Source organism: Calothrix sp. FACHB-168, assembly GCF_963889195.1.
GTDB classification, from domain to species: domain Bacteria; phylum Cyanobacteriota; class Cyanobacteriia; order Cyanobacteriales; family Nostocaceae; genus Aulosira; species Aulosira anomala_A.
The window spans coordinates 183,708-209,782 of record NZ_CAWPNJ010000052.1; the positions used below are offsets into that span (position 1 = coordinate 183,708).

Below are 26,075 nucleotides of genomic sequence, written 5' to 3' on the forward strand. Positions count from 1 at the left end.
CATGAACAAAATTGTAACTAATACCAAAATGATTTATCACTGTACCAACACGAATATGAAAGGAGGTGGTGGCATTGAAACTTATGTAGCATCTTTAGCACTATCAAAAATTTCTGGAGTTAGCGATCGCGTTCTCAAGGAGATAAAAACCGAGGATCAATCTCAGTTTGAGTTGCTGCACATCCACGATCCGGAATTATTAGCCGATATCCGTGAAGAATGTCCCACCATATTTACTCTGCACAATCACTGCACCTACTGTCCTAGCGGTACCAAATATTTAGCAGACCGAGGCAAAATCTGCGATCGCTCCCTCGATCCTCTAGGATGCTTGTGGGGTCATGTCGTAGATGGTTGTGGTAGCCGCAGACCGCACAAAATTCTTGGTGATTGGTGGAATGCTTACAATCCCTTAACTATACTGAAAACACTGAAAATTCCCGTAATCGCCAATAGCGAATATGTGCGTCAACAAATTATTCGTGTAGGGATAGCACCTGAGCGGATAATTACCCTCCATTGTGGTGTGCGATCGCCTAATCTCCCCACAGAACCTCTCAAACGGACAATTCATCAACATCAGCGCATTTTGTTTGTTGGTCGCATTGTTCCCGATAAAGGTTTAGATTGGCTACTCAAAGCCTTAAGCAAAACTGAGCGACATATCCATTTAGATATTGCTGGTGATGGTTGGAGTAAACCACGAATGGAACAATTAGCCCAAGATTTAGGGTTAAGCGATCGCATTACATGGCATGGTTGGTGTAAACCAGAACAATTAGAAACCCTTTATCAACAGTGCTTGGCTGTAATTTTTCCTAGTTTGTGGCCAGAACCAGCCGGTCTTGTCACCTTAGAAGCTTATGCACGCTATCGCCCTGTAATTGCTAGTGCTGTCGGGGGAATTCCCGAATATGTACAAGATGGGAAAACAGGAATTCTCATTTCACCTAATGATATTTCTCAGTTGGCTGCGGCGATTAATGAACTAGCTAATAACTATCGCAAAGCCAGATTAATTGGCGAACAAGGTCAAGCTTGGTATCAGGAAGAATATACCATTGATATTCATGTTCAGCGATTAGCCGCAATTTATACTAAAACCATCACTGAATTCCATGCAAGAAATAAGCAGAGAAATTTATGTTGAGCGATAATCAATTATCTGAACCACTGGTGAGTGTGGTGATTCCTACCTACAATCGACCAGAGTATCTCAAACACGCGATCGCTAGCGCAGTTAAACAAACTTATCAAAATATTGAAATTATTATTTCTGATAATTGTAGTTCAGAAAATCCCCTACCGATTGTCGAATCTTTTGCCGATCCGCGTATCCGCTTTTGGCGACATCCAGAAAATATTGGCATGATTGCTAATCAAATGCATGGCTTTAAAATAGCGCGTGGTAAATATGTTGCTAGCCTGCATGATGATGATATGTGGAATGCAGACTTTTTAGCCAAACTAGTACCGCCATTAGAAGCCAATCCCGACCTGATTCTGGCTTTTTGCGATCAATATATTATCGATGCTAAAGGTAATATTAATTACCCAGCTACAGAAGAGAATACAAGAGGTTTTAAACGCCATAAATTAGCCCCAGGAGTTTATCAATCTTTTACTAAAATAGGCTTAATAGATAAAAGTATACCTACTGCGGCTGCTTGTGTAATTCGTGCTAGTCTTGTTGATTGGAATAAAATTCCTGCAGAAGTTGGTGGTATGTGGGATTTATATTTAACCTATCTTTGCAGTACATCTGGCTATGGCGCTTACTATTCTCCTGAAAGATTAACGCGCTATCGCGTCCACGAGCAAACTGATACCATACTCAGTGGTTCTCATGATGCCCAAGCAAAAATTCGCAAGGCTAAAAGCGAATTATTTTGTTATCAAACCTTGATGTCAGACCCCAAACTGCAAGAATTTAAGTCATACTTTCATCATAAATGGTTAGAAGCTAATACAACTTTAGGGATTGGCTTAATTCGCAACAAACAGAAAGATGCAGCCCGTCCTTATCTTTGGCAAGCATTGAGTCAGCAGAAATTAAACTTACGCACTCTAGCTGCTTTAGCACTAACATTTATTTTATAACCGTAATGAAATGAGAAGAAGACGGAGAAAAACACAAAAAATTATTAGTAAATTATGTGTATCTATTGGTGTTTATCTGTGGGTGCAACTGTCTTTAACTTGGATATTCTTGAGAAGTATCCTTATTAACTAAGTAAGTGCATATAATTAGGGCAGTGCAATAAATTAAGCTTTTTGGCAATTTTTGCTTAAGTCCTGATTAAATTGGTATTAAATCCCTTACCAATGACAAAACGCAAAGTCTGATCGCAGGTTTTCCGCGCTCAAAACTTTGTAAAAATGACCAATAACAAATGACAAATGGGACTTACAAACAATAAATTACCCATATTCCGTAGTGCGAGCAGCGTTCGACTGAGCGCTCACGCCGAAGTCTTGCTCGCTGATATTCTAAAGCGAGCAAGATGCTCGCACTACAAATTTATTGGGTATTTAAAAAATTGGATGTCCCAATGACAAATGACAAATGACAAATGACCAATGACCAATGACCAATGACCAATGACCAATGACAAATGACCAATGACCAATGACCAATGACAAATGACCAATGACAAATGACCAATGACAAATGACCAATGACTAAACCTAATTAATTAAGGAAGTGATGTGTGAAACTTTGCATTGTTACCCACAAATTTAAAAAAGGTGATGGTCAAGGACGAGTTAATTATGAGGTTGCTAAAGAAGTAATTCGTCGCGGACATCACCTGACATTATTAGCTAGCGAAGTTGCACCAGAGTTAGCAGAAAATAGCCTAGTAAAATGGATAGAAATTCCCGTTCAGAAATTCCCCACCGAATTTTTGCGTAATTTCGTATTTGCGCAAAAAAGTGCCGATTGGTTGCAAAAAAATCGCTCTGAGATTGATTTAGTTAAAGTCAACGGCGCAATTACCAACACATTCGCAGATGTGAATGCGGTGCATTTTGTCCATAGTTCTTGGTGGCGATCGCCTGTGCATATTTCCCGCACCCGTCGCGATGCTTATGGTTTGTACCAATGGCTGTATACTGCTTTAAACGCCCATTGGGAAAAGCAAGCATTCCAAAAAGCGCAAGTAGTCGTTGCTGTCTCCGAGAAAGTCGCCCAGGAATTAGTGAATATTGGCGTTCCGCGATCGCGTATTCAGGTAATTGTCAACGGCGTAGACTTACAAGAATTTACCCCCGGTATTAGCAATCGTCAAACATGGGGTTTACCAGCCAATGTCCCCCTCGCCCTCTTTGCTGGCGATATCCGCACCACCAGAAAAAATTTAGACACCGTACTCTACGCCTTAGCTAAAGTCCCCGATTTACATTTAGCAGTGGTAGGTAGCACTCAGGGTAGCCCCTTTCCCCAGCTAGCCGCAACTTTAGGTATTAGCGAACGAGTGCATTTTTTAGGCTATCGCCGTGATATTGCGGCAATTATGCGGGCTGTGGATTTATTTGTATTTCCTTCCCGTTATGAAGCTTGCACCCTCGTATTATTAGAAGCCCTCGCATCTGGTTTACCTGTGATTACCGCCTCTGCTACTGGCGGTGCAGAATTAGTGACGCCAGAATGCGGGGTAATTTTGCCCGATTCCGATGATATTGAGGCTTTAGTCGCCGCTTTGTTGTCTTTAGTCTGCGATCGCCCTTTAATGCAGCAAATGGCTCAAGCCGCCCGTTCCGTTGCCGAACAATATAGCTGGAATACGATGGCACAAACCTATGTGGATCTATTTGAGGAGTTAATCCAGAATGAAGAACACAGTTCTCATCCCCACTTATCGCCGTCCTCTGGATCTGTCTCGTTGTCTGTTAGCCCTACAGGCGCAAACTAAACCTGTAGATCAAGTAATCGTTGTTGTCCGCGATACAGATAGCCAAACTTGGGAATTCCTCGCCCAATCAGCATATAACCTACCACTGCACACCGTTACAGTTAGCGTTCCCGGAGTCGTAGCCGCCCTCAACGCTGGATTAGCTGTAGTAGAAGGTGATATTGTTTCAATTACAGATGATGATGCTGCACCGCACCCAGATTGGTTAGAGAAAATCAACGCCCATTTTCTTGCAGATAACCGCATTGCTGGTGTGGGTGGGCGTGATTGGGTTCATCAAGGAAACCGACTGCTTGATGAATCGCGGCAAATCGTCGGTAAGTTGCAATGGTTTGGTAGAGTCATTGGTAACCATCATCTAGGAGTGGGAGAACCCCGTGAAGTTGATGTTCTCAAAGGTGTGAACATGAGTTTTCGGCAAAAAGCGACTGCTAATTTGCGATTTGACGAAAGAATGCGCGGTACAGGGGCACAAGTACATTTTGAAATGGCATTTACCCTCGCCTTAAAACGCGCAGGTTGGAAGTTAATTTACGATCCACAAGTGGCAGTAGATCACTATCCTGCACAACGTTTTGATGAAGATCAACGCCATAATTTTAACGAAATTGCCTTTATTAATTTAGTTCATAACGAAACATTAGTATTATTAGAAAATTTACCCCCATTGCGGCGTTTAGTATTTTTAATCTGGGCAATTTTCATCGGTACCAGAGATAGTTTAGGCTTAATTCAATGGCTACGACTTTTACCCAGTCAAGGTCAATTAGCTGGTAAAAAATGGTGGGCATCTTTGCAAGGACGTTGGCAAGGATGGCAAACACATAGACAATTCGTAATTCGTAATTCGTAATTCGTAATTCGTAAAATAACTATTGACCATTGACTATTGACTATTGACCATTGACCATTGACCATTGACACGCAAAGCGAAATAAATCCAAAATTGAATGACCTCTCAGCAATTACTTTTCAATAGTGTATTAAAAGAGAATTTCTCACCCCAAGAACGCGCACCACAAGCTTGGATGGTAATCTTGGGTTTTGTACTCCTCACAGTAGTTTGTTATTTTGCAGGTGCAGCAGCAATGTTGCGTCTGGTGTTTCCCGCAACAGCTTTACTGGTAGGTTTATTTCTCTATTTTCGTCATCCTATTCTTTATATCGGCTTTACTTGGTGGGTTTGGTTTCTCACACCCCTAGTTGCACGTTTAATCGATTATCGAGTAGGTTGGGACCCTACTCGTCAGATCCTAATCACACCCTATTTAGTAGTGTTTGTATGTATAGGTACTTTCTTACGCTATCTTCCTAGTAGCATCCGTCAAGGCGGTTTACCTTTTTTGTTAGGTTTTATCGGGGTGTTTTATGGTTTTCTCGTAGGTCTAATTTATAATACACCTGTACCTGTAGCACGCGGTCTTTTAGATTGGCTAAGTCCGATTATTTTTGCTTTTCATTTATTTATTAATTGGCGAGATTATCCCAGTTATCGCCAGCATATTCAACGGGTATTTCTGTGGTGTGTGTTAATTTTGGGGGCTTATGGTGTATATCAATTTGTCGTAGCACCAGAGTGGGATAGATACTGGCTTATAGAATCCAAAATGTTTACTAGTTCTGGCAATCCAGAACCTTTTGGGATGCGCGTATGGAGTACTTTGCACTCAGTCGGGCCTTTTGGTTCTGTCATGCAAGCGGGTTTATTACTATTATTTACTAGAACTGGATTTTTAATTTTTCCTGCCTCTGCTGTTGGTTATTTATCATTTATCCTAGCCCAAGCCCGGACTAATTGGGGTGGTTGGTTACTAGGAGTAGTTCTCCTTTTAGGTTCGGTGAAAGCTAAAATTCAAATGCGGTTAATTACTATTATTTTGGTAATGGCAGTATGTGTTGTACCATTAACAACCATCGAGCCAATTTCTGAAATAGTTGTTAGTCGCTTTGAGAGTTTTTCTAATCTAGAAAATGATACTAGCTTTAAAGATAGATCGGGAAGCTACGATAGAAACCTAAGCATTGCTCTTTCTAATGGGTTAGGTAATGGGTTAGGAAATATTTGGAAAGTCAATGATAAAACCGGACAAATAGAAGTATTTGTGATTGACAGTGGCGTTTTAGATATATTTTTCACATTAGGCTGGTTTGGTGCAATACCTTATTTAGGCGGTTTAATTTTATTGATAGTTAATGTCAGTAAGTACACGGAAGGACAATTTGATAGTTTTGTTAGTGCCGCCCGCGCTATTGGTATCAGTTTTTGTTTACAACTAGTGATTAGTAGCGGGATGCTGAGTGTTGGCGGTATGATGCTTTGGGGATTTCTGGCTATGGCTATGGCTGCACATAAATATTATCAGCATCAGGGGATTAAGTAGTTATTGGGCATCCTTTCGACTTCGCTCAAGGCGAGTGGGCATGGGGCATTGGGCATTGATACAGCGAATTGCAAGTTGGAGAGGTACAGATAATCGTTAATTGTAGGGGCATTGGCACTGCCATGCCCCGAAGCGCGTACCTCATTTACCTGAAATATGCTGTATGTTCTTTCCCATACCCGATTGCCCGATTTTTTATGTTTAGCATTATAAGGGCTGTTAATTGGCATTGTTGGGCGATTGCAACGATGGAAGGGAATGCATACTTTAATCGCTGCTATGCCGTTTGTTGATAATTAATTGTCAACTGTCAACTCCTTACCAATGACGAATGACCAATGACTAATGACAGCCCTTACTAATTATATTTAATTGCACCACCCTACTTATATTAAATTGTGCCTAAATGTGAGCTTAGATACAATTCCTAATCAGCCGATTTTTGTAAATATGAAGTTTTAAATAAGGGGTTGATTTTTCTCTGTTAAAAGTAACATCTAACAGTGAGTAATTTCAGATAAATTAATTTTTCGCTTGTGCGTTGCTGCATCAGGCTTAGAGGTATTTTTCTCTATAAATTATTTAGCATACATACTTGCAGTAAAAAAATCTACTACTTAACAATTTATTTATATAAGCGCCTCTAAGACAGCTTTTTTAAAGATATTATCTAGATTTTTAGAATTACATAACATTGTGCTTTAATAACTAAAACAGGAATATTTTGTTTATTTAATATGAATACAGAGTTTCATAAAATACCCGACATGTACCCAAAAGTTTAAATTTTATCCATCAGTAAAATAATATTTATGTGTATTTTTTTGACGAAGATTTAAGTTAAATATAACAAAATTTGTCAAGGAATATTTGAAAATTCAAAAATTATTCAAAAAAGCTTGTTATCAACATACAGATAAGCGGATATTTGCCCTCTATTGGACAAATTTATCACCCTGGAACAACCTCGATTTACCAGTATAGGCTAATTAAAGCTATGTAGATTTAAGCTTTTTAATCCCAATCTTTCAGAATAATGTTGCTAAAAAAGTCAAGAATGAAGGCTTTTATACTTGACTTTTTCCCATTCTTATTTACTCACGGATGTAATCATTACTATGACTACTAAAACTACTAGAATCTCCGATACTTCCTTAAAAAATAGCAGCAGGAGTTACTGCGAACCTTTACTAGCCGATTTATCGCTGAAGCAAACTATCTCTAATACTCCCTTAGTATTAGGTAGTGAAGCTACTTTTACATTAAGATTAAATAATAGCGGCCCTGCTAATGCAACTGGGGTAAAAATTCAAGATTTATTACCTGCTGGGTTTAGCTTTGTTAATGCTAGTACTAGTCTGGGGACTTATGATAGCAAAACCGGAATTTGGGATGTAGGTAATATCAAATCGGGACGTAGTGCAACCCTAGTATTGACGGGTAAAGTTGTCAATGCAACTAGCCCTGATGCTTATACTAATATCGCAGAAATTATTGCGGCTAATCAACGCGATCCAGATTCGGTTGTCAATAATCGCAACCCTAATGAAGATGACTACACTAGTGTAACTGCGCCTGTTGTTAAGTTAGATTTAAGCAAAAAATTTACTAAGGTTACCAAAGAAGTAGATGGTAATAATGATGGTAAACCAGAGCAATATTTAGCCCTTCCTGGTGATGATGTATCGTTTCAAATTCAAGTCACTAATAATGGTGCGGTTAATGCTACCAATGTGAAAATTTTAGACGATATGACTCAGGTTTTGCCAATAGGTTTAACATTGCAAAGCCTCAGTCTTGATGGTGGTGTGAATCTTGATACTGCTGGTGGTGGTGATGGGAATGCCCAAACAGTTGAGGTACTATTTAATAGTATAGCGCCTGGGGAAACCAAAACTATTACAGTTAACGCCAAAGTTAGTACTGATAACGTTAAAACTGCTAATTTATCCGGTCAAATAGGCACTATTGACCCGCTTACAGGCAATATTAATTCCGAACTGCCAGAATATTATAATACACCTTTTAATGGGACATTTTTTTTGCATTACAACGTGCAAAAAAATGCCAATCAACCAAGGGCTAATTTTGGCTTATTAAATATTACCAATCAAGCGGAAATTGTTGGTTTTAATGGCAGTAATCTCAAATCTGGCTCAATTACAGCTAGCGCGAGGTTAGATGTTTCTAGCTTTAAAATAGCTGGAACGCTAAATAACGGACAGCAATTTACTATTTATTCCATCGAAGATTTACTCGATCCTAGTAGTACTCCCGGATCGTATATTTTCAATCCCGATCCTGATGTAGAACCAGCGCCTAAAGCTTATCCTACCAATAATCAATCGGAATTTTTACCACCTGGTCAAACTGGAAGCGCGAGTTTTTTTGCAAGTTGGCTGAAAAATAACGATCCGCAATATTTAGCCGATTTAGCAGTTTGGGATACTTTACAAGCTGATGGAGATTTATCGAATATTGAAGATGAAAAAGCGGTAGTAGATGCGCTATTTAAGTTTATTGAAGATGGAGTTTATAGCCGCGATCGCTTTGATAATGGTAGCTTTACTCTTGACAACGGTACGCAAACAGAAACCATCGAATTTAACGCAGGCGAATTTAGTCCAGGTACTACCGATTTTGTGAATGTTGCTGTGACAGATACAAGTGCTGTCGTCACCGATCGCAATGGTAATTCGGTGGGAACTTTTAGGAATTTGCAAGCGGCTTTAGACTCATTTAATTTTACCAATCCCACTGACGTAAATGTGACAATTAACGATGCTAATGGAGATAAAGTAGTTAGAAGCAGATTGCAACAAATTAGCACTTATAATTTTGAGAAAAATTGGTCAATTCAAAACATCACGATTGGTAATAATATCAATCAAGTAATTTTAGCATCAGGCAATAAGTCAGCTAATATTGATTTATCGCAAGTTAATATTACTAATCCAATTCAAAATTTTCAATTACAGGGCAATAACGCCAAAGATACCATTACAGGAAGTCGGTTTAATGATGTCATTGTCGGCGGTAACGCTGATGATATATTATCTGGTTTTGATGGCAATGACTCAATTAATGGGGGTAATGGTTGCGATTTGTTAACTGGCGGTAGAGGTAACGATATTTTAACCGGGGGATTGGGGGCTGATGACTTTATCTTTGGTATAAACTTTGGTAAGGACATTATTACTGATTTTTGTAAAGGTCAAGACAAAATCGACCTCAGAGAACTGAAGCTAGTTAAAGGTATTTTGGATACGAATGGCGATCGCGTCCTTAATCTTAAAGATAGCCTCGTCTCCCTCACTAATCACAATCTCCAGCTAGATCTAACCTCTTTAAATGGTGGTACTATCACTTTCACAGGAGTCACTGCGGTTAATATCAACGATTTTATCTTTTAACCAGAGTCCTCAGTGAAGCAATCAGCTAACTCAAGATGGTGCACTACAAATTAATTAAGATTTTGGTCAGCAGTGGCGCGATCGCCTGTACCCTAAGTTTAACCCCTGGTGTATGGGCGCAGATTATCCCTGACAATAGTTTGGGTAAAGAAAGCTCTGTAATAACCCCGAATGTACAACAATCAAGCGGTAATATAGAACGCATTGATGGTGGTGCAATTCGGGGTAATAATTTATTTCACAGCTTCCAAGACTTTAACGTCGGTAATCAGCAACGAGTTTATTTTGCTAATCCATCAGGGATTGAGAATATTCTCGGACGAGTTACGGGAAATCAAGCCTCAAATATTTTCGGAACTCTGGGCGTATTAGGTAGTGCGAATTTATACTTGATTAATCCTAACGGCATTGTTTTTGGTAAAGATGCGCGTTTAGATATATCTGGTTCTTTTTTCGCCAGTACCAGCAAAAGTTTCTTGTTTCCCAATGGGGAAAGATTCGGTACGCAAAACCCAAAAGCACCTTCCCTACTCACCATAAACCAGCCTTTAGGGTTAGATAGTTGGTTACCACCGGAAAGTACCATAAATAATTCTGGTAACTTATCTGTAGGGCAAGATTTAACTTTAGTGGGTAAAAATCTCGACTTGCAAGGACAGTTACAAGCAGGGAATAATTTAACCTTACAAGCTACCGATACCTTAAAAATTAGAGATAGCCTCAATCAGCCTTTTATTGCCTCATCTGGACAAAAATTACTCTTACAAGCCAATAAAATAGACATTTTCGCTTTAAATCATCCTCAGAGTGGCTTTTTCGCAGGGAATAATCTGCTGTTGCGTTCAGCTAATGCTATTGGGGGAAATGCGCAATTTTCCACTGGTGGAAATTTTCGCCTCGAACAAATCAATGGTAATGGTGGAGATTTAGCTAGTACTGACGATCCCATTATTCGCGCTAGTGGCGATGTTAGTTTTAATAGTTATACAGGTGCTTCTCTGCACATTTTTGCAGGTGGTAGCGTCACAATTGATAGTTTAAATATTACTAGTCCTGATAATACGAATTTTATTAATGAAACAGTTACCTTAGCTGATGGTGTCACTCAAGTTTCAATTAATGGTAGTCTCAAACCAACTGTTGATATTAGAGCCGGAACTACTGCTTTTAATTCTATAGGAATTACCGGAGATACCGCCGCTTTTTCTCCTGTTCCCAGCCTAAATAGTAACGCTAGTAATGCCAATATTACTATCAATCAAATTACTAATCAGGGAGGATTAATATATTTAACTAATCAGTATCAGCCGAATCCTAATTTATCCGGTGATATTAATATTAAATCCCTAGCCCAGACATTTATAGATGGTAGTGGCGGTGATATTTTCATTGATTCCAAAGGAAAAATTATTACACCGCTCATCCTTGGTGCGTCTGCCTACGAGGATGGGAATACTGTGTTTAATAACCCTGGTGGAAATATTACTTTGTTAGCACAAAGTGATATTTTTATGCCTGGGGGAACGCAAATTTTTTCTTACGGTTCTGTAGGCGGAAATATTACCCTAAAAAGTCAATCGGCAATTATTCAAGAAGCAGCACCTCCGGTAAGTTCTTTTATTGAAACTGCCGCTTTTGGTGCTGGTAAAGGTGGCGATGTCACCCTCAACGCCCCGTTAATTTCTTTGAGTAACGTGGTGCAAAGTAATTTGCGTCGAAGCGCCACAGGTACTGGCGGTAACATAATAGTTACCGCTAAATCCTTAGAAGCAAATCAAGCAAATTTATCCACCGTTACTCGTGCAGGAAATGGGGGGAATGTAATTGTCAATGCTGAAGCAATTTCTTTAAATAACTCTAGGATAGCTACTCAAACCAGAAGTACAGTTGGGGGAAATGCAGGGGATGTAGAAATTAACAGTAAAACCTTTGTTGCTACTAATGGAGGTCAAGTATTCTCGCAAACTAGAGGTTTAGGTAATGCAGGTAATGTTACCGTAAATGTGGCAGATGCGATCGCTCTCACCGGCACCTTAGATGGGGTTTTTAGCGGTTTTAGTAGCATTGTCTGGGATATTGGTCAAGGGAATGGCGGTATTATTAAAATTAAAACTGGCTCTCTATCTTTGCAAGAAGGCGCGCAAATTAGAGCTAGCACTCAAGGAATCGGCAATGCAGGCAAAATCGAGATAGAAGCCGCTAAATCCGTGATTATTGATGGTGCAGTTTTATATTTACCCCCCGGTTTTTCCGGACTAGAGGTACTTCCTAGTGCGATTCTCAGCGAAGTCTTACCAGGTTCTCGAGGTAATGCTAATAATATTGACATTAAAACTGGTCAACTGACAGTGAAAAATGGTGCTTTTATTAGTTCTAGTACTAATTCTGTGGGTAATGCAGGTAATATTTTTATTAATGCCAGTGAATCAGTAAGTTTTGACGGAAATCCTGGAGAACCTTTTTACCCTAGCGGTGCTTTTGTCGGTACATTAGAAAATGCAAGCGGAGAAGCCGGTAAGCTGGAAATTATTACACCATCTTTATCTGTTACCAATGGCGCACAGTTAGAAGCCTTAACCGCCAGTGCGCGAAAAGCAGGCGATATCACAATCATCGCCAAAGATAAAGTTTTACTCTCAGGTGCAAATACAGGTTTATTTTCTAATACTACTCCGGGTTCTACTGGCGACGGCGGTAATATTTTCATCGATCCCGAACTGGTAGAAATCAAAGATGGTGCAGCCATTTCTGTTAATAGCCAAGGTACGGGAACTGGTGGTGATATTGAAATTCGCGCCAATAAATTAATGCTTGACAATCAAGCAGTAATTTCTGCAAAGACAGGCAGTACCAATGGCGGGAATATTACCCTGAAGTTACCAGATTTATTATTATTACGCCGTGAAAGCGAGATTTCCACCACTGCGGGAAATGCTGGCGCAGGTGGTGACGGTGGAAACATTACTATCGACACCAATTTTATCGTGACTGTCCCCGCAGAAAATAGCGATATTACAGCTAACGCATTCTTCGGTCGTGGTGGTAATGTCAAGATTACAGCTACTAGTCTGTTTGGAACTGGGTTTCAACAGCAGACTACTTCTAGAAGTGATATTACAGCCAGTTCAGTTTTCGGTGTTTCGGGAACCGTATCAATTAACAATCTAGGATTCGATCCGAGTTCGGGGTTGGTAGAGTTAGGCGATAAACCCACCGATCCGAGCGATCGCATAGTTGCTAGTTGTAGCGCAACGGAGAATAATTCCTTTATCATCACCGGTACAGGTGGTTTACCAGCAGATCCAGCAACAACTGCTCGCGGTCAAACTTTTTTGTCTGATATGCGAGATTTTACCACTACAGAGAGCCGCAATCAAGCAACTTATACTTTGCCGCCAATTAGACAATTAATTGTTGCTGCTAACAGTTGGAAAATTAACGCCCAAGGAGAAGTAGAATTAGTGGCATCTTTACCTCAAGAAAGCTTTAATAAATCTCCTGATTGTAGTAATCTATCAAAATTACAAAACCAGCCAAACAGCTTGAAAGTTCCCCATTAATGACTCGATATGCTCAAAATTGCCCAACATGAAAAATTTTGGCTTCAACCTGAGTTCAGCGCTTTGTGTATTTATTTGAATTAAATATAATGAATCATCAAACAGTCCTCAAACTAGCCAAAATCTTATTTTTTAAATTTTCCTCAAACAGGAAAAATCGGCAGAGATTATATATTTTTTTAACTGGCTTAATCTTAACTATATTATTTATCAATAAAAATATTTATGCCGTTGCTAATTCTTCTACCTTGCCAAATTCATCACCGCTAATTCAACAAATAGCGAATAATTCTGATTTATTGGCAGAAGGCAAGAATTACTATCAAAATGGACAATATCAAGCAGCAGCTAAAACATGGGAAAATGCCCTTAATTTTTACCAAAACAGGCAAGAAAAAGTTAAGCAAATTCAAGTACTAAATTACCTAGCATTAACATATCAAAAATTAGGCAATATTCCCCAAAGCGACAAAATAATTAACGAAAGTATTAATTTAATCAAGCAAATTAAAACAAGAGATACCCAAACTAGTTTACTGTTAGCTCAAGCATTAAATACCCAAGGTTCCCTGCAAATAATCCAAGGTAAAACAGAAACTGCTATAGATACTTGGAAGCAAGCCGCAGTAATTTACGAACGTGCGGGAGATAAAATAGGTAAACTCATCAGTCAAATTAATCAAGCCCAAGCTTTGCAAATCTTAGGACAATATCGACGTTCAAAAACCTTGTTAGAAGGACTAGTAAAAGAACTTCAAAATCAACCAGATAGCTTGTTAAAAGCCCAAGGATTGAGAAGTTTAGGGATATCGCTACAAACCATAGGCGACCTTCAGCAATCTCAAACAGTACTAGAGAAAAGTTTAGCAATTAGTCAAAAATTGAACTCTCCTGCTGATGTCAGTGCAGTTATTTTCAGCCTGGGTAATGTTGCTAAAGATTTAAACAACTATGATGTAGCTTTGAGCAAGTATCAAGAAGCAATTAATTTATCTCCAGAACCACAAATTAAATTAGAAGCGCAATTAAATCAATTAAGCTTGTTAGTTAAATTGCAAAAATGGGAAGCGACACAATCGCTAATTCCAGAAATTGAAACTAACCTCGCCTTACTTTCTCCTAGTCGTCCGGCTATTTATGCTCAAATAAACTTTGCAGAAAGTCTCATGCAAAAACAGATTAAGCAGACAGATTCAAAGAACAATTCTGCTAAAATCGCCCAATTATTAGCAAAAACTAGCCAACAAGCCCAGGAAATTCAAGATTCTAGATCCGAGGTTTATTCTCTGCAACAACTAGGTAAACTTTACCAGCAAAACGGTCAGTTAACAGAGGCGATAAAACTAACTAAACAAGCACAAATATTAGCGCAAGCAATGAATGCATCTGATTTGCTGGCGCGGACTGCGGCACAATCAGGGAAAATTGCTAAAGAACAAGGAGACATAGAAAGTGCGATCGCAGCTTATGAAATCGCCTTTAATAACTTACAATCCCTGCGCAGCGATTTAATTGCGATTAATCCCGATGTCCAGTTTGACTTTAAAGAAAGTGTTGAACCAATTTATCGAGATTATGTGAGTTTGTTATTACAACCAGGAGACAATCAAAAAAACCTCAAACAAGCGCGTCAGGTAATCGAAGCTCTACAATTAGCAGAATTGGATAATTATTTTAAAGATGCTTGTGTCGATACCTATCCTGTAGCTATCGATAAAATCGATGTTCAAGCTGCCGTGATTTACCCCATTATTTTAAGCGATCGCTTAGAAGTTATCCTTTCTCTTCCCAATCAACCCCTGCATCACTACAGCACCACAATCCCCAAAGCGCAAATAGAAGCTAACCTCAAACGCCTTTATTCTTATATGTCCCGTGGTTATATCAGGGAAGAAAGTTTTCGCCTTTCACAACGAGTTTACAAATGGTTAATCGCACCTGCGGAGGAAAAACTCAACAACAGTAAAGTCACAACCTTAGTTTTTGTCCTAGATGGTTTATTGCGCAACATCCCCATGCCAGCGCTACACGATGGTAAACAATATGTAGTAGAAAAATATAATGTAGCCCTGAGTCCGGGATTACAGTTATTTCCCCAAGGACTAAAACGACAAAAATTAGGCGTGTTAGCTGCGGGATTAACCGAAGCACGCCAAGGATTTAGTTCTTTACCTGCGGTGACAGAAGAAATTCAGGAAGTAAGGACGAAAATTAAGACCAAGGTATTGCTAAATCAAGAATTTACTCGCGATAGCTTGAAAAAGTACCTTGATACCCAACCATTCCCCATAGTTCACCTTGCAACTCACGGTCAATTTAGTTCCGATCCCAAGGATACCTTTTTGCTGACATGGAGCGATCGCATTTCTATTTTAGATTTTGATCGCCTATTCCAATCCCGAAGATTAGGACTTCAGCAACCAATCGAATTATTAGTTATGAGTGCTTGTCAGACCGCAGCCGGTGATAATCGCGCTACCTTAGGGTTAGCTGGGTTTGCTTTGCGTTCTGGAGCTAAAAGTACCATCGCTAGTTTATGGTCGGTAAATGACGAATCCACCGCCAACTTAATGAAAGAATTTTATCAGCAATTGAATAACCCGAACCTCACTAAAGCTGAAGCATTACGACAAGCGCAGCTGAAAATCATGACCGATCCTTTATACCAGCATCCCTATTTTTGGGCGGCGTTTGTGCTTGTCGGTAATTGGTTATAAGCCAATACGGTTCAGTTAGCATCAAAAACCTGAAAAGATGTAGGTTGGGTTGAGGAACGAAACCCAACAAAGCCGCTTTACAGCAGTTTTCATGCATTTGAACCACAATCGTAGTAGGGGCACGGCACCAGTAAGATTATTGTATATACAAGAAGATTGTAGATGCCGTGCCCCTACAGTGTGGTCTATTTACCTGAAAATTGCTTTAATGTTGAGTTTCGCTATCGCTCTACCCAACCTACAATTATCCTTAACTGAACTGTATTGATCCATATTTCGTAGTGCGAGCAGCGTTCGACTGAGCGCTCACGCCGAAGTCTTGCTCGCTTTTGAATACCAGCGAGCAAGATGCTCGCACTACAAATTTATTGGGTATTTAAAAAATTGGATGTCCCTAAGCCAACCCAACATAACGCCATCCACAACCGGAAACCCAGATACAGTCTGAATTTTGAATTTGTACAAGTACTTGTACTTGATAAAGGAAGTATAAAAGATGATAAACTTATGTGAAGAAAGCATGAAGTTTTCAGGTTGGTATATCTAAAATAAAACTTAATATTGTGCAGGCTACCTGATACCAACGATTTTAGGCATGTCCTAAACAACTTAAGTTATTCAATTTCATGTGCAATTACGAATTGAAACTTCCTAGCTAGCTTTGTCTAGCTGTAAATAGGTTTGATTTTTCATCATCAATAAATTCAGGGGTATCTAATCAATCTTGGGGGCTGAGTTTTATTCTTCCCCCTTGAAGAAGCTGGCGATCGCCAAATCTAGGCTATGTCTCGTCACTTCTGCTGTTCTCTAGGGATTTGTTTGTTATGTTCCTGAATTTTTCGTTTTTTCGTCGTTTCCTACCTTTGTGTCTCGGCAGTTTTCTGTTGATTATATTTAGCCAACCAGCTTTCAGTGAAGAGGTTGGTATCTCTGTAAATTGGAGTCAGCAGTTAACTAATCCAATTACCTCCAAGCCCTTAGTATCAACACCTTTGCACTTCGGACTCAACTCTTATCAGGGAAATATCCCCGGAATAGCTAACGTAGGCGGTAATACCAACTATCGTAATGGTATAAATGCCATGCGTCCTGGTTTAATCAGATACCATTATGCAGGGCAAATGAAAGACTCGACTACAGATAAGCGAGGCTGGGTAAAGAATCCAAATTCAGCCAACTTTTCTTGGGATGTAGAAAAAATAACTGCATCCATGAATGGAGCCTATCCGCACCGCCCCGCAATTATGATGAACCTTGTCAACTTTCCTGCTTACTTAACCGATAGTAGTGGGGCGCTGAAACCATCTGAATACAAGCGATATGGGCAGTTTTGTGCAGAATTAGTCAGAATTTTAAATATTCAGCAGCAAAAAAAGATTAAATATTGGGAGGTCACCAACGAGCTAGATTCTAAACCCTACTACCGCAATAACATGGCAGAGGTAGGAAAGATATTTGCGATCGCGGCGCGAGAAATGCGCAAAGTCGATCCCACAATCAAAATCGGCGGGCCAGCCTTCGCCCAATCTTATACCCCAGCGAGGATTGAGGCTTTTGTCTCAACAGCATTCCCCGAATTAGACTTTATCTCTTATCATACCTATTCCACCGGTTCTAAGACCAATGCTAACTCAGAAATTTGGAACTCTGCGCAGAAAACTGTAGGTGCGGCGACAAACTACATGCGCAACAGCGTCAAGAAATTTACTGCAAAACCTGTAGAATATTTCCATAACGAGTACAACATCAGTTGGTCTCCGCCAGATCAGCGCATGACTAACCATGTAAGTGCCATATTTGATGCTTTAGCAGCACGTTCTATTCTCTATGCAGGCGCAACCGGAGCGACAGCTTGGAACGAGGCTGATGGCTGGTATGGTAAACTTGGTGCTGCTCCCTCTTTCCCCAGACGCCCTGCATCCTGGGTGTTTGAGTATTTGAATCAAGGATTTTACGGTAAAGTCCTAGAGTCAACCAGTTCCAACAGCTCTACTTTAGTACCTTTAGCAGTGTTGAGCGAATCTGAAGGTCAAAAGTCCTTATCCTTGATGTTAGTCAACAGATCCAGTGTGAATGTTTCCGCACGTTTAAAGATGATTGCACCCCAAAGCTGGGCGTTACCTGGAGCCTCTGGGCAAAAAATCCAACTGTACAAAGTCAACCAAAATGGTAGCAGTTCCGTAGCTAGTTCAACTTTGCCATCTACAATCATGCGCGGACAGGCTTTTGCGGTTGAACCTTATAGTATTTTGTTTGTAACAGTCAAGCCTAATTAATTACCCTGCTAGGGCATGGCACTGCCCATAGGTGTAAACTTAAGCTAAAAGCTATACACGGCGCGTGTTGTACAAAAACCCTCGCCCTCATCCCCTCACCCCTTCTCCCCCTGGAGAAGGGGAATTAAATCTCTTGCTCCCCTCTCCTAGTGGGAGAGGGGTTGGGGGTGAGGGCAAAACGTTGTCGCCAAGGGGGTTTCGCCTTAAGTTGACACCTATAGGTATTGCCTTGCCCCTACCCATTTGTTATATTCTTTTGCCCAATTGGTATGAGTTTATTTACTAACTGCAAATTCCTCAGTTCTAAAGACATTAAACATACTGTATTTATTGATTAATTCCGAATAAATATTTAACGTTTCCTCATTCACCCGCTTGACACTAAACCGTTCTACATTTTGTTTAGCTTGAGATTGCAACTTTTGTAATTGTTGCGGATCGCTGAGTAAATGTCCTAAAGCCTTAGCTAAAGTTTGACTATCTTTTGGCGGTACTAAAAGTCCAGCTTGTCCCCGATCCAAAGTTTCGGGAATTCCATCGACATTGCTAGCCACAATTGCACAACCTGCTTCTCGCGCCTCTGTCAGTACTAATCCAAAGGATTCGCAGTGGGAAGCCAGAACAAAGATATCGCTAGCAAGCATATAGCGTTGGGGATCGGGTTGAAAGCCTTCAAAATGAATGCGTGTGCTAAAAGCTGTACTTTGCACTATCTCCTCAAACATAGCGCGATCGGGGCCATCTCCCACTAAATATAAATGTGCTTGGGGAAAGTCGGGAGCAATTTTCACAAAGGCTTCTATTAACTCCACAATGCCTTTACGAGTGTACATTCCCGCTACAGTTGTAATAGCTGGACGACATAAAGGCATGGGTTCATAATCTTTAATATTGCAATGACGCGGACTATGTAATGTCCCGTTGGCAATTACTCGTAATTTACTCTGGGGTATACCACGTTTTATCATTGAATCGGCAACAGCATTACTGACAGCAATTACGCGATCGGCTAATCCCATCAATACAGCACTGCGCTGAAACTCATTGTGTACGGTAGAAACTAAACTATAGTCACCACTATTTCTGAGAATTCCGGCTAGCACAACCCCTGTCATCATGTGTGCATGGACAATATCTGGCTGAAATTCTTGGATAATTTCGCGATAACGCCAAGCAGCTTTGAGCATATTTAATGGTGTTCTCGATTGATCGAGATGAAAATGTTGTATGCCATTTTCTGCAAATAACGCTTCGTATTCTCCCCCATCTGAGGCTACAGCTACAGAATGGCCATTTTGTGCCTGTAAACAAGCTAAATCTACTGCTACATTTACAATTCCATTGCCAATTTTTTGTACGTGATTGGTAATATGTAGTATACGCATTTAAATTGTCTCCACAGAAATTTTTATAGAAAATTGATGATTCAGCACTGCAAAGTAGCTGAGATATTAAGAACTCGATAGTCCTCTGTACTGAGATTAATTCAATTGTCCTACCCAGTTGTACAGGGTAGGCTGTATTGTCATTGAATCTTGATTACTAAGTAATCTAGCAACCCTATTTCAGTTGTGAAAAATATCGGTGTTGACTGTTGACTGTTGACTGTTGACTGTTGACTGTTGACTGTTGACTGTTGACTGTCAACAACCCTTCATGTCAGATTTCTCTATATCCTAACCATAAATAAACTTGAAGCCTAACAAATGACAATTGTACAGACGCGATTCATCGCGTCTCTAAGACTTAAAAAATATTTCATGGGAGCCTAGAAATCGCTGAATAAAACCAGGCGGTAGGCTAGAAATTTGCGAATAATAAGCAGAAATTGCGCGATTTTTCTTGTCTTGAACTGAGGAAATTGAAACATAGTAGGCTGCGGCTATATCCTGCAATTTCAGCAGAATAAATAGCGGCGCTCTCCAGAATAACCAAATGGGGTATTGTAGGAGTTCTACTGTAATTTCTGCCTGCGCGATCGCGTCTTTTACCAATTGATATGTGGCTTCATGATCTCGATGGCAATCTTTACGATGAGGTACATATACTTCTTCAGGCTGATAACGCTTTAAAAGTTCAGTTATCTGTTTAATTGTTTGCTGTCTTTCTTCATTGTCTAAATCTGGTAATTTCCCATCAGGTTTTTCTAAAAAGTAAATTTCCGATGGTTTTACTCCCAGAATTTCTAATGCATTTACAGCTTCTTGCTTGCGAATTTGAACAACTTGATTTTGCTCATCCTCTGAATTAGTACTACCCTGTCCATCAGTCAGAAAAGTTATAATAACAGGAATTCCATGCTCTCGTTTCCAAGCGATCGTGCCTCCACAGCCAAAGGTTTCATCATCTTGGTGAGGAGAAAACACCATTGCTGATTTTTGGCTGAATTTCAGAGGTTGACTTCCATTCTGGATAATCCAATGAAATAGTAGTCTAGAGTGTAAATATTGCAAATACTCCAGCCAGTTATGTGGAATGAATTTTTGGATTCGCTGTAAATGCATTTTTAAGTTCATAATTACTGACTTTAATCAGGCTCCAACCACTGAGATATTTAGTTACCATACACAGTTAATACTGACTCCAGCTTCAACAATTTCTATATATTTTCTTTTATCCAATATTGATACTGCTGTTATGACATCATAATTTAATCAGCAAATATTGTCATCAAATATATTTGTGTTTTGTGTAAAAATATTTAATTAATAACAAGTGAATAATAAAGTTTTAGTAAATGCAATAATCAGAAATAATAGTTACTATAAATTGATGTTCAATATACATTTGAACATCAATACAATGGTTTCTATTTAAAAAAGTAAGGCGTTAGCAAAAATACAATATGCAAAAAACAAAAATAATTCATTTTGCAGTCAATAATTCAGTCCTTGTTTGAGGGATTTAGTCCTGACTACAACTTTTAATTATTACCAGTATTTTATTGATTATAAATTTACAGCGAATTGCCAGTTGGTGAGGTACAGATAATCGTTGATTGTAAGGGCATTGGCACTGCCATGCCCCGAAGCGCGTACCTCATTTACCTGAAATATGCTGTATTAAATCAGTATATTAATCCAAATATCTTAAAAATACAGCATAAAATTTTTGTTCTTCAATGCGGATGTTTATAGCAGTTTTCACCTATTTGAACCACATCTGTCGTAGGGGCACGGCAACAGTAAAATTATTGTAAGTACCAAAAGATTGTCGGTGCCCATTGGTGTCAACTTAAGCCGAAAGCTATATAGGGCAGGCGTTGTGCAAAACCCTCTCGCCCTCATCCCCTAACCCCTTCTCCCCAAGGAGAAGGGGAATTGGATCTCTAGCTCCCCTCTCCCCAGGGGAGAGGGGCTGGGGGTGAGGGCGAAACCTTTTCACCAAGCGGGTTTCACGTTAAGTTGATACCAATGGTCGGTGTTCCCTACAGCGTGGTTTATTTACCTGAAAATAGCTGTAATTCAATTAAATCTAATAATTATAGATGCATTTTATCAGAATTGCGGCGCTCAGATACCCGACTTCTTTAATAAATCGGGTATCTAAAATCACAGGAGCTAATATTGAGAGAATTAACCTTGTAATCGATACATAATCACTTTACCTTTCCAATTCTCTTCTACAAATACTAAATACTCACCATTGCGGCGACGGAAAGCGCGGATACCATAAGGTATATCAATCCAACCGCTTTCACCAGCAACTTCTGGGCCTGGTTTAAATTGTTGTACTTGCACTCCTGTAGCGGCGTTGTAAACATGTACTTCTGCAGTTTTAAATGTGACTGCAAATACATAGTCTCCGGCTACACTCATGGCTGCGGTGGAGACTTCACGCTTACCTGTGATGTCGTGCGGAACGACGATGCGCCAACGAGGTGTAGGATTTTCTTGACTCCAATTATCAAACCGAATAATTTCCGATCCGACAACGCCACTATCGTCACCTGTGGCTGGATGTTCTACAGTAAACCCAGATAAATACATGGTGTCTGTATTTGGAAGATACTCGATGCGTCGCAAGTCGGTAAACATGCTAGGAGTCTTTTGTTTTGTCATGGAACTATAGCTGTAGATGGGGTTACCATGAGCATCTAGTCCTTGTAAGGGATAGTGGCGAATACCAATACCATCTTGAGTGCGCAAGGTTTTCCAAACATCACCTTTTTTATCAACCCACCAACCGCCTAAATAGGGATAATCTTCGCTTTTGTCGTATTCATCCTCATCGAACTTACCATTACCATTGCGATCGCGCCATATCCATTCGCCTTTTTCTGGTTGATATGGCGGCCATTTACCAGTAATTGATTGTTTACCATCCCCACGAGTTCCAACAAACATTGCTGATGGAATCGCAATTTTACTCTTACTACCGCCATCAAACCGATAAATTTGCAAAAAACTAGCATACATATCCGAGAGAAACAAAAAAGGCTTACCTTGAATGCGACGGAAAAAGGTAGCATCTGGAGATGTATGCAATCGCGGATCTTGAGGATATTTAAACGGATTGAGGGTGTAATTTTTAAAAGTCCATTTTTTCCCCGGTGGCTGGTTGTAATCCATCACAAAGTGTTCTTGTTTGGTAAATACATCCACACCGTCACTTTGGGGATCGGTATCAGCATTATCAACAAATATTAATCCTAATAATTGCCAAAGCAGTTTTCCTGATGGTGAAAACTTTCTTAAATCTGTTCCTGAACGATTAAAACCATTATTGTTAATATAAATGTTTCCTGCGCCATCTGTACCTAACCCTGTAATTCCGTAAAGTTTTAAATCTTGCACTTCTCCAGGGTTACCTGCATAAATACCGCCTTTAGCCCCAAAAGTCCCTACTTCTACAGGCTGAGATTTAACGTTGTAAATTAATACTTGTTGACGAGGGCCATTTTCTGCAACTAACAGCCTCCCTTGGGGATCGATCGCGATCGCACTTGGTTCGATAAGTTGCGTTATCTCTTGGGGTAATTGTTTCCCTGTGCGGGAATAATGGACAATCTTCGCCGGATTAGTAGCTTTTTTCCCTTGAATAATCCACAAATTACTTTGAGAATCGATAGCGATTGCACCTGGATTCGCAACGCTAAAGCTGCGTAATTCTTGCATCGTTTCTGTACTATAAACACGAATGCGATTAGCAGCCGAATCACTCACATATAATTCTTTATTGATAGTTGCTAATCCAGTAACTTCACCCTTAGTACTAACAATTAACATACTCTTATCCCAACCACGACCACCAGAAAAAGGTGCAGGTTTTCCCGATAAGTCGTAGCGTCTCACACAGTACCAATTCGTTCCTTCAGGCGGATAATCTTTCTCGGTTTTACCAATGTCTCCTTGATTTATTGCTAGATAAAGATATTTACTATCTACTGTGACAGCTTTACCTCCAGTACGACTCCAACCGTGAGTATCATCAGCCATCCCAATAGTCTTACCATCTTTATAAATACCAGCTTCTCTACCGGCTTCATCCCATACACTATTGGTATATATTGTGCCATTGGCAGTTACATACATGCCTTCAATGTTGTTTTGCACCCACTCTTTACCACCGCCAAAACTATTACCTATCCAAGATGTTTTATAGGTAGTTGTTGGCATTCCACTCACAGACCAACGTGTGCTAATACTAACAGAAGCAATGATGATTCCGAAAATTAGACAAACTAAAAATGTGACAAATTTTCGCTGCTGAAAATTTCGCCATCGCCACCTATTTTTGATATACTGGTCAAATTTATAGTAAATTCTGCTGAGTTTTTGCATTAACTTCAAGTTCCTCTAATCTCCAAATTTATATTTTTATCGCTTCAGAGAATATTATTTATATGAATTAGCAAGCCTTGCGATGCATTATTTAATACATAGCAATCGCCAATAAGTATTAACTAATTAATACCATCAAAATTAATTGTCACAACCCCGATATGTTTGACAGTTAGCGATGTTAACCGAGATATTGTAGAGCGGTAGATTTATTTTGCGCTTGCTGACTGAAGATTGTCCAGCCCTAAAGAATAAATTTTTTCATCATTATCAGCAATCTTGCATTTAACAAGATATATACATAGATAACAAAGCCTTGACATTCAAACAGGACTAGTTTACGAAAACTTTATTAAAAACACACAGTTTTTTAAAGTTATCTCCGAGAGCGATCGCTATTTTTTTTACACTGTATTAATCATCACTTTTATATCTTCAAATATAGTAAATCTGAATACAGAATTTTGTCTCATAAATCTGACATTCTACGCCTAATGTTTAGAAATAAAATTTAAATGAGTCAGTAATTATTGATAATTAAAGTATAAAATTAATCGATTTGGGTGTCATGAAGTCACTAAAAATACAGTTATAAATTTACTAGTTGACGTTTCAATATAGATAGTTTAGAACAGAGAATTCTGTGTATATTTATCATAACACTTTTCCTATATAGGACTCCTAAAAGTACTGATAATGGAATGAAGTGCGGAATAAAAGTAGTAGCAACGTAAATTGATTATTGAATGCCAAAAGTGCTTGATTTGGGGGCATAAACTACCGCAAGCAATTACCGTAGATCGCAGGAGTTCAATAGGTGGAACCTAGCAAAGACAACATCGCACCAGCATCAATACTCACTTTGGGAATGGGCTGGTTTCCGCATACACCTGGAGGATTAGAACGCTATATTTATGATTTAACACATCAATTAGCAGCTAATAAAGACAAAGTAGAATTATGTGGAGTCGGGTTACCAAATACACAAATCAATACTCCCATTAAGCTTACTAATTTAGCCGAACCAGATAGCGTCATTTGGCAAAGATTATGGTCGATTCGGCAAAATTTCCAGAAAACCAGAAACTACAAACCAGATGCAATTAACCTGCATTTTGCCTTATACAGCTTTCCGATTTTGGATCTTTTACCCAAAGAAGTACCAATTACCTTTAACTTTCATGGCCCTTGGGCATCTGAAAGCTTAGAAGAAGCAGATAATAAAATAGTTAGTGTTTTACTCAAGCGCTGGCTGATTGAAAAAAGCACCTATAATCGCTGCGATCGCTTTATTGTTCTCAGCAAAGCATTTGGGAAAATTTTACATCAACAATATCATATTCCTTGGGATAAAATTCACATTATTCCTGGTGGAGTTGATCTGAATAGATTTCAAGCCAACCTCTCACCCCAAGAAGCTAGAAATAAATTAGGCTGGCCTGATAATCGCCAAATATTATTTACATCCCGGCGTTTAGTCAATCGAGTTGGATTAGATAAATTATTGCAAGCAATAGCAATAATTAAACCTACAATTCCTGATGTTTGGTTAGCGATAGCTGGAAGAGGACATATTCAAGCTGCACTAGAAAAACAGGCTCAAGAATTAGGTTTAGAAGACAACGTAAAATTTTTAGGTTTTCTCCCTGACGAAGATTTACCTTTAGCATATCAAGCGGCTGATTTAACAATTATGCCCAGCCAATCTTTTGAAGGGTTTGGATTAGCAATTGTCGAATCTCTTGCTTGTGGTACTCCTGTTGTCTGTACTCCAGTAGGCGGAATGCCAGAAATTTTATCACCCCTATCACCAGATTTAATTACTACCTCTACAGAAGTTTCCGCTATTGCTGAAAAATTAGAACAAGTCCTATTAGGAAGCATATTAATTCCTTCTAGAGAAGCTTGTCAGCAATACGCCGCTACAAAGTTTAACTGGCAGAAAATAGCCCAAGAAGTGCGGGGAGTTTTGTTAGGGGATAGGGACTAGGGGATAGGGGATAGGGAAGGGGGACAAGGGAGACAACTGAC

At 39.5% G+C, this 26,075-nt stretch carries 13 protein-coding genes; 10 read left to right on the top strand and 3 right to left on the bottom strand.

Annotated elements, in window-relative coordinates; translation table 11 throughout:
• Window position 1 precedes the first annotated feature (1 nt).
• The 9 genes from AACW45_RS28240 (at window position 2) to AACW45_RS28280 (ending at window position 18,261) form a co-directional block, all read left to right on the top strand.
• Window positions 2–1,150, top strand: coding sequence for a glycosyltransferase family 4 protein (locus AACW45_RS28240; RefSeq protein WP_190629465.1), 1,149 nt, complete (start codon window positions 2–4; stop codon window positions 1,148–1,150).
• The gene (locus AACW45_RS28245) at window positions 1,144–2,100 is read left to right on the top strand and encodes a glycosyltransferase family 2 protein (RefSeq protein ID WP_190629467.1); all 957 of its coding nucleotides are present in this window, start codon (window positions 1,144–1,146) and stop codon (window positions 2,098–2,100) included. The genes AACW45_RS28240 and AACW45_RS28245 overlap by 7 nt, the downstream gene beginning before the upstream one ends.
• A gap of 611 nt (window positions 2,101–2,711) precedes the next feature.
• Entirely contained in the window at window positions 2,712–3,914 is a 1,203-nt protein-coding gene (locus tag AACW45_RS28250; protein ID WP_190629469.1) for a glycosyltransferase family 4 protein, read from the top strand.
• Window positions 3,832–4,767: a glycosyltransferase family 2 protein gene (locus AACW45_RS28255; RefSeq protein ID WP_190629471.1), complete on the top strand. Its 936-nt coding sequence runs from the start codon at window positions 3,832–3,834 to the stop codon at window positions 4,765–4,767. The genes AACW45_RS28250 and AACW45_RS28255 overlap by 83 nt, the downstream gene beginning before the upstream one ends.
• A gap of 97 nt (window positions 4,768–4,864) precedes the next feature.
• Window positions 4,865–6,295, top strand: a complete 1,431-nt coding sequence (locus AACW45_RS28260) for an O-antigen ligase domain-containing protein (protein WP_190629474.1) — start codon at window positions 4,865–4,867, stop codon at window positions 6,293–6,295.
• A 1,118-nt stretch (window positions 6,296–7,413) separates the two neighbouring features.
• On the top strand, window positions 7,414–9,708 hold the full coding sequence (locus tag AACW45_RS28265; protein WP_190629476.1) for a DUF11 domain-containing protein: 2,295 nt from the start codon (window positions 7,414–7,416) through the stop codon (window positions 9,706–9,708).
• Between the two features lie 35 nt (window positions 9,709–9,743).
• Window positions 9,744–13,268 (top strand): two-partner secretion domain-containing protein, encoded by a 3,525-nt coding sequence (locus tag AACW45_RS28270; RefSeq protein WP_190629478.1) that lies wholly within the window; start codon window positions 9,744–9,746, stop codon window positions 13,266–13,268.
• 89 nt (window positions 13,269–13,357) lie between these two features.
• Window positions 13,358–15,985: a CHAT domain-containing protein gene (locus tag AACW45_RS28275; RefSeq protein WP_190629480.1), complete on the top strand. Its 2,628-nt coding sequence runs from the start codon at window positions 13,358–13,360 to the stop codon at window positions 15,983–15,985.
• An 824-nt stretch (window positions 15,986–16,809) separates the two neighbouring features.
• Window positions 16,810–18,261 (top strand): GH39 family glycosyl hydrolase, encoded by a 1,452-nt coding sequence (locus AACW45_RS28280; protein WP_190629482.1) that lies wholly within the window; start codon window positions 16,810–16,812, stop codon window positions 18,259–18,261.
• 275 nt (window positions 18,262–18,536) lie between these two features.
• On the opposite strand, the gene AACW45_RS28285 is transcribed toward AACW45_RS28280, so the two are convergent.
• The 3 genes from AACW45_RS28285 to AACW45_RS28295 form a co-directional block, all read right to left on the bottom strand.
• Window positions 18,537–19,646, bottom strand: coding sequence for a glycosyltransferase family 4 protein (locus AACW45_RS28285; RefSeq protein ID WP_190629483.1), 1,110 nt, complete (start codon window positions 19,644–19,646; stop codon window positions 18,537–18,539).
• A gap of 354 nt (window positions 19,647–20,000) precedes the next feature.
• Window positions 20,001–20,777 carry a PIG-L deacetylase family protein gene (locus AACW45_RS28290; RefSeq protein ID WP_190629485.1) on the bottom strand — a complete coding sequence of 259 codons (777 nt, stop codon included), beginning with the start codon at window positions 20,775–20,777 and terminating at the stop codon, window positions 20,001–20,003.
• A gap of 1,059 nt (window positions 20,778–21,836) precedes the next feature.
• A complete protein-coding gene (locus tag AACW45_RS28295) occupies window positions 21,837–24,044 on the bottom strand; it encodes a hypothetical protein (protein ID WP_190629488.1) in 2,208 nt (735 codons plus the stop codon).
• An 868-nt stretch (window positions 24,045–24,912) separates the two neighbouring features.
• Between AACW45_RS28295 and AACW45_RS28300 the strand changes: the two genes are divergently transcribed.
• Window positions 24,913–26,034, top strand: a complete 1,122-nt coding sequence (locus AACW45_RS28300) for a glycosyltransferase family 4 protein (RefSeq protein ID WP_190629618.1) — start codon at window positions 24,913–24,915, stop codon at window positions 26,032–26,034.
• The last annotated feature ends 41 nt before the right edge of the window (window positions 26,035–26,075 follow it).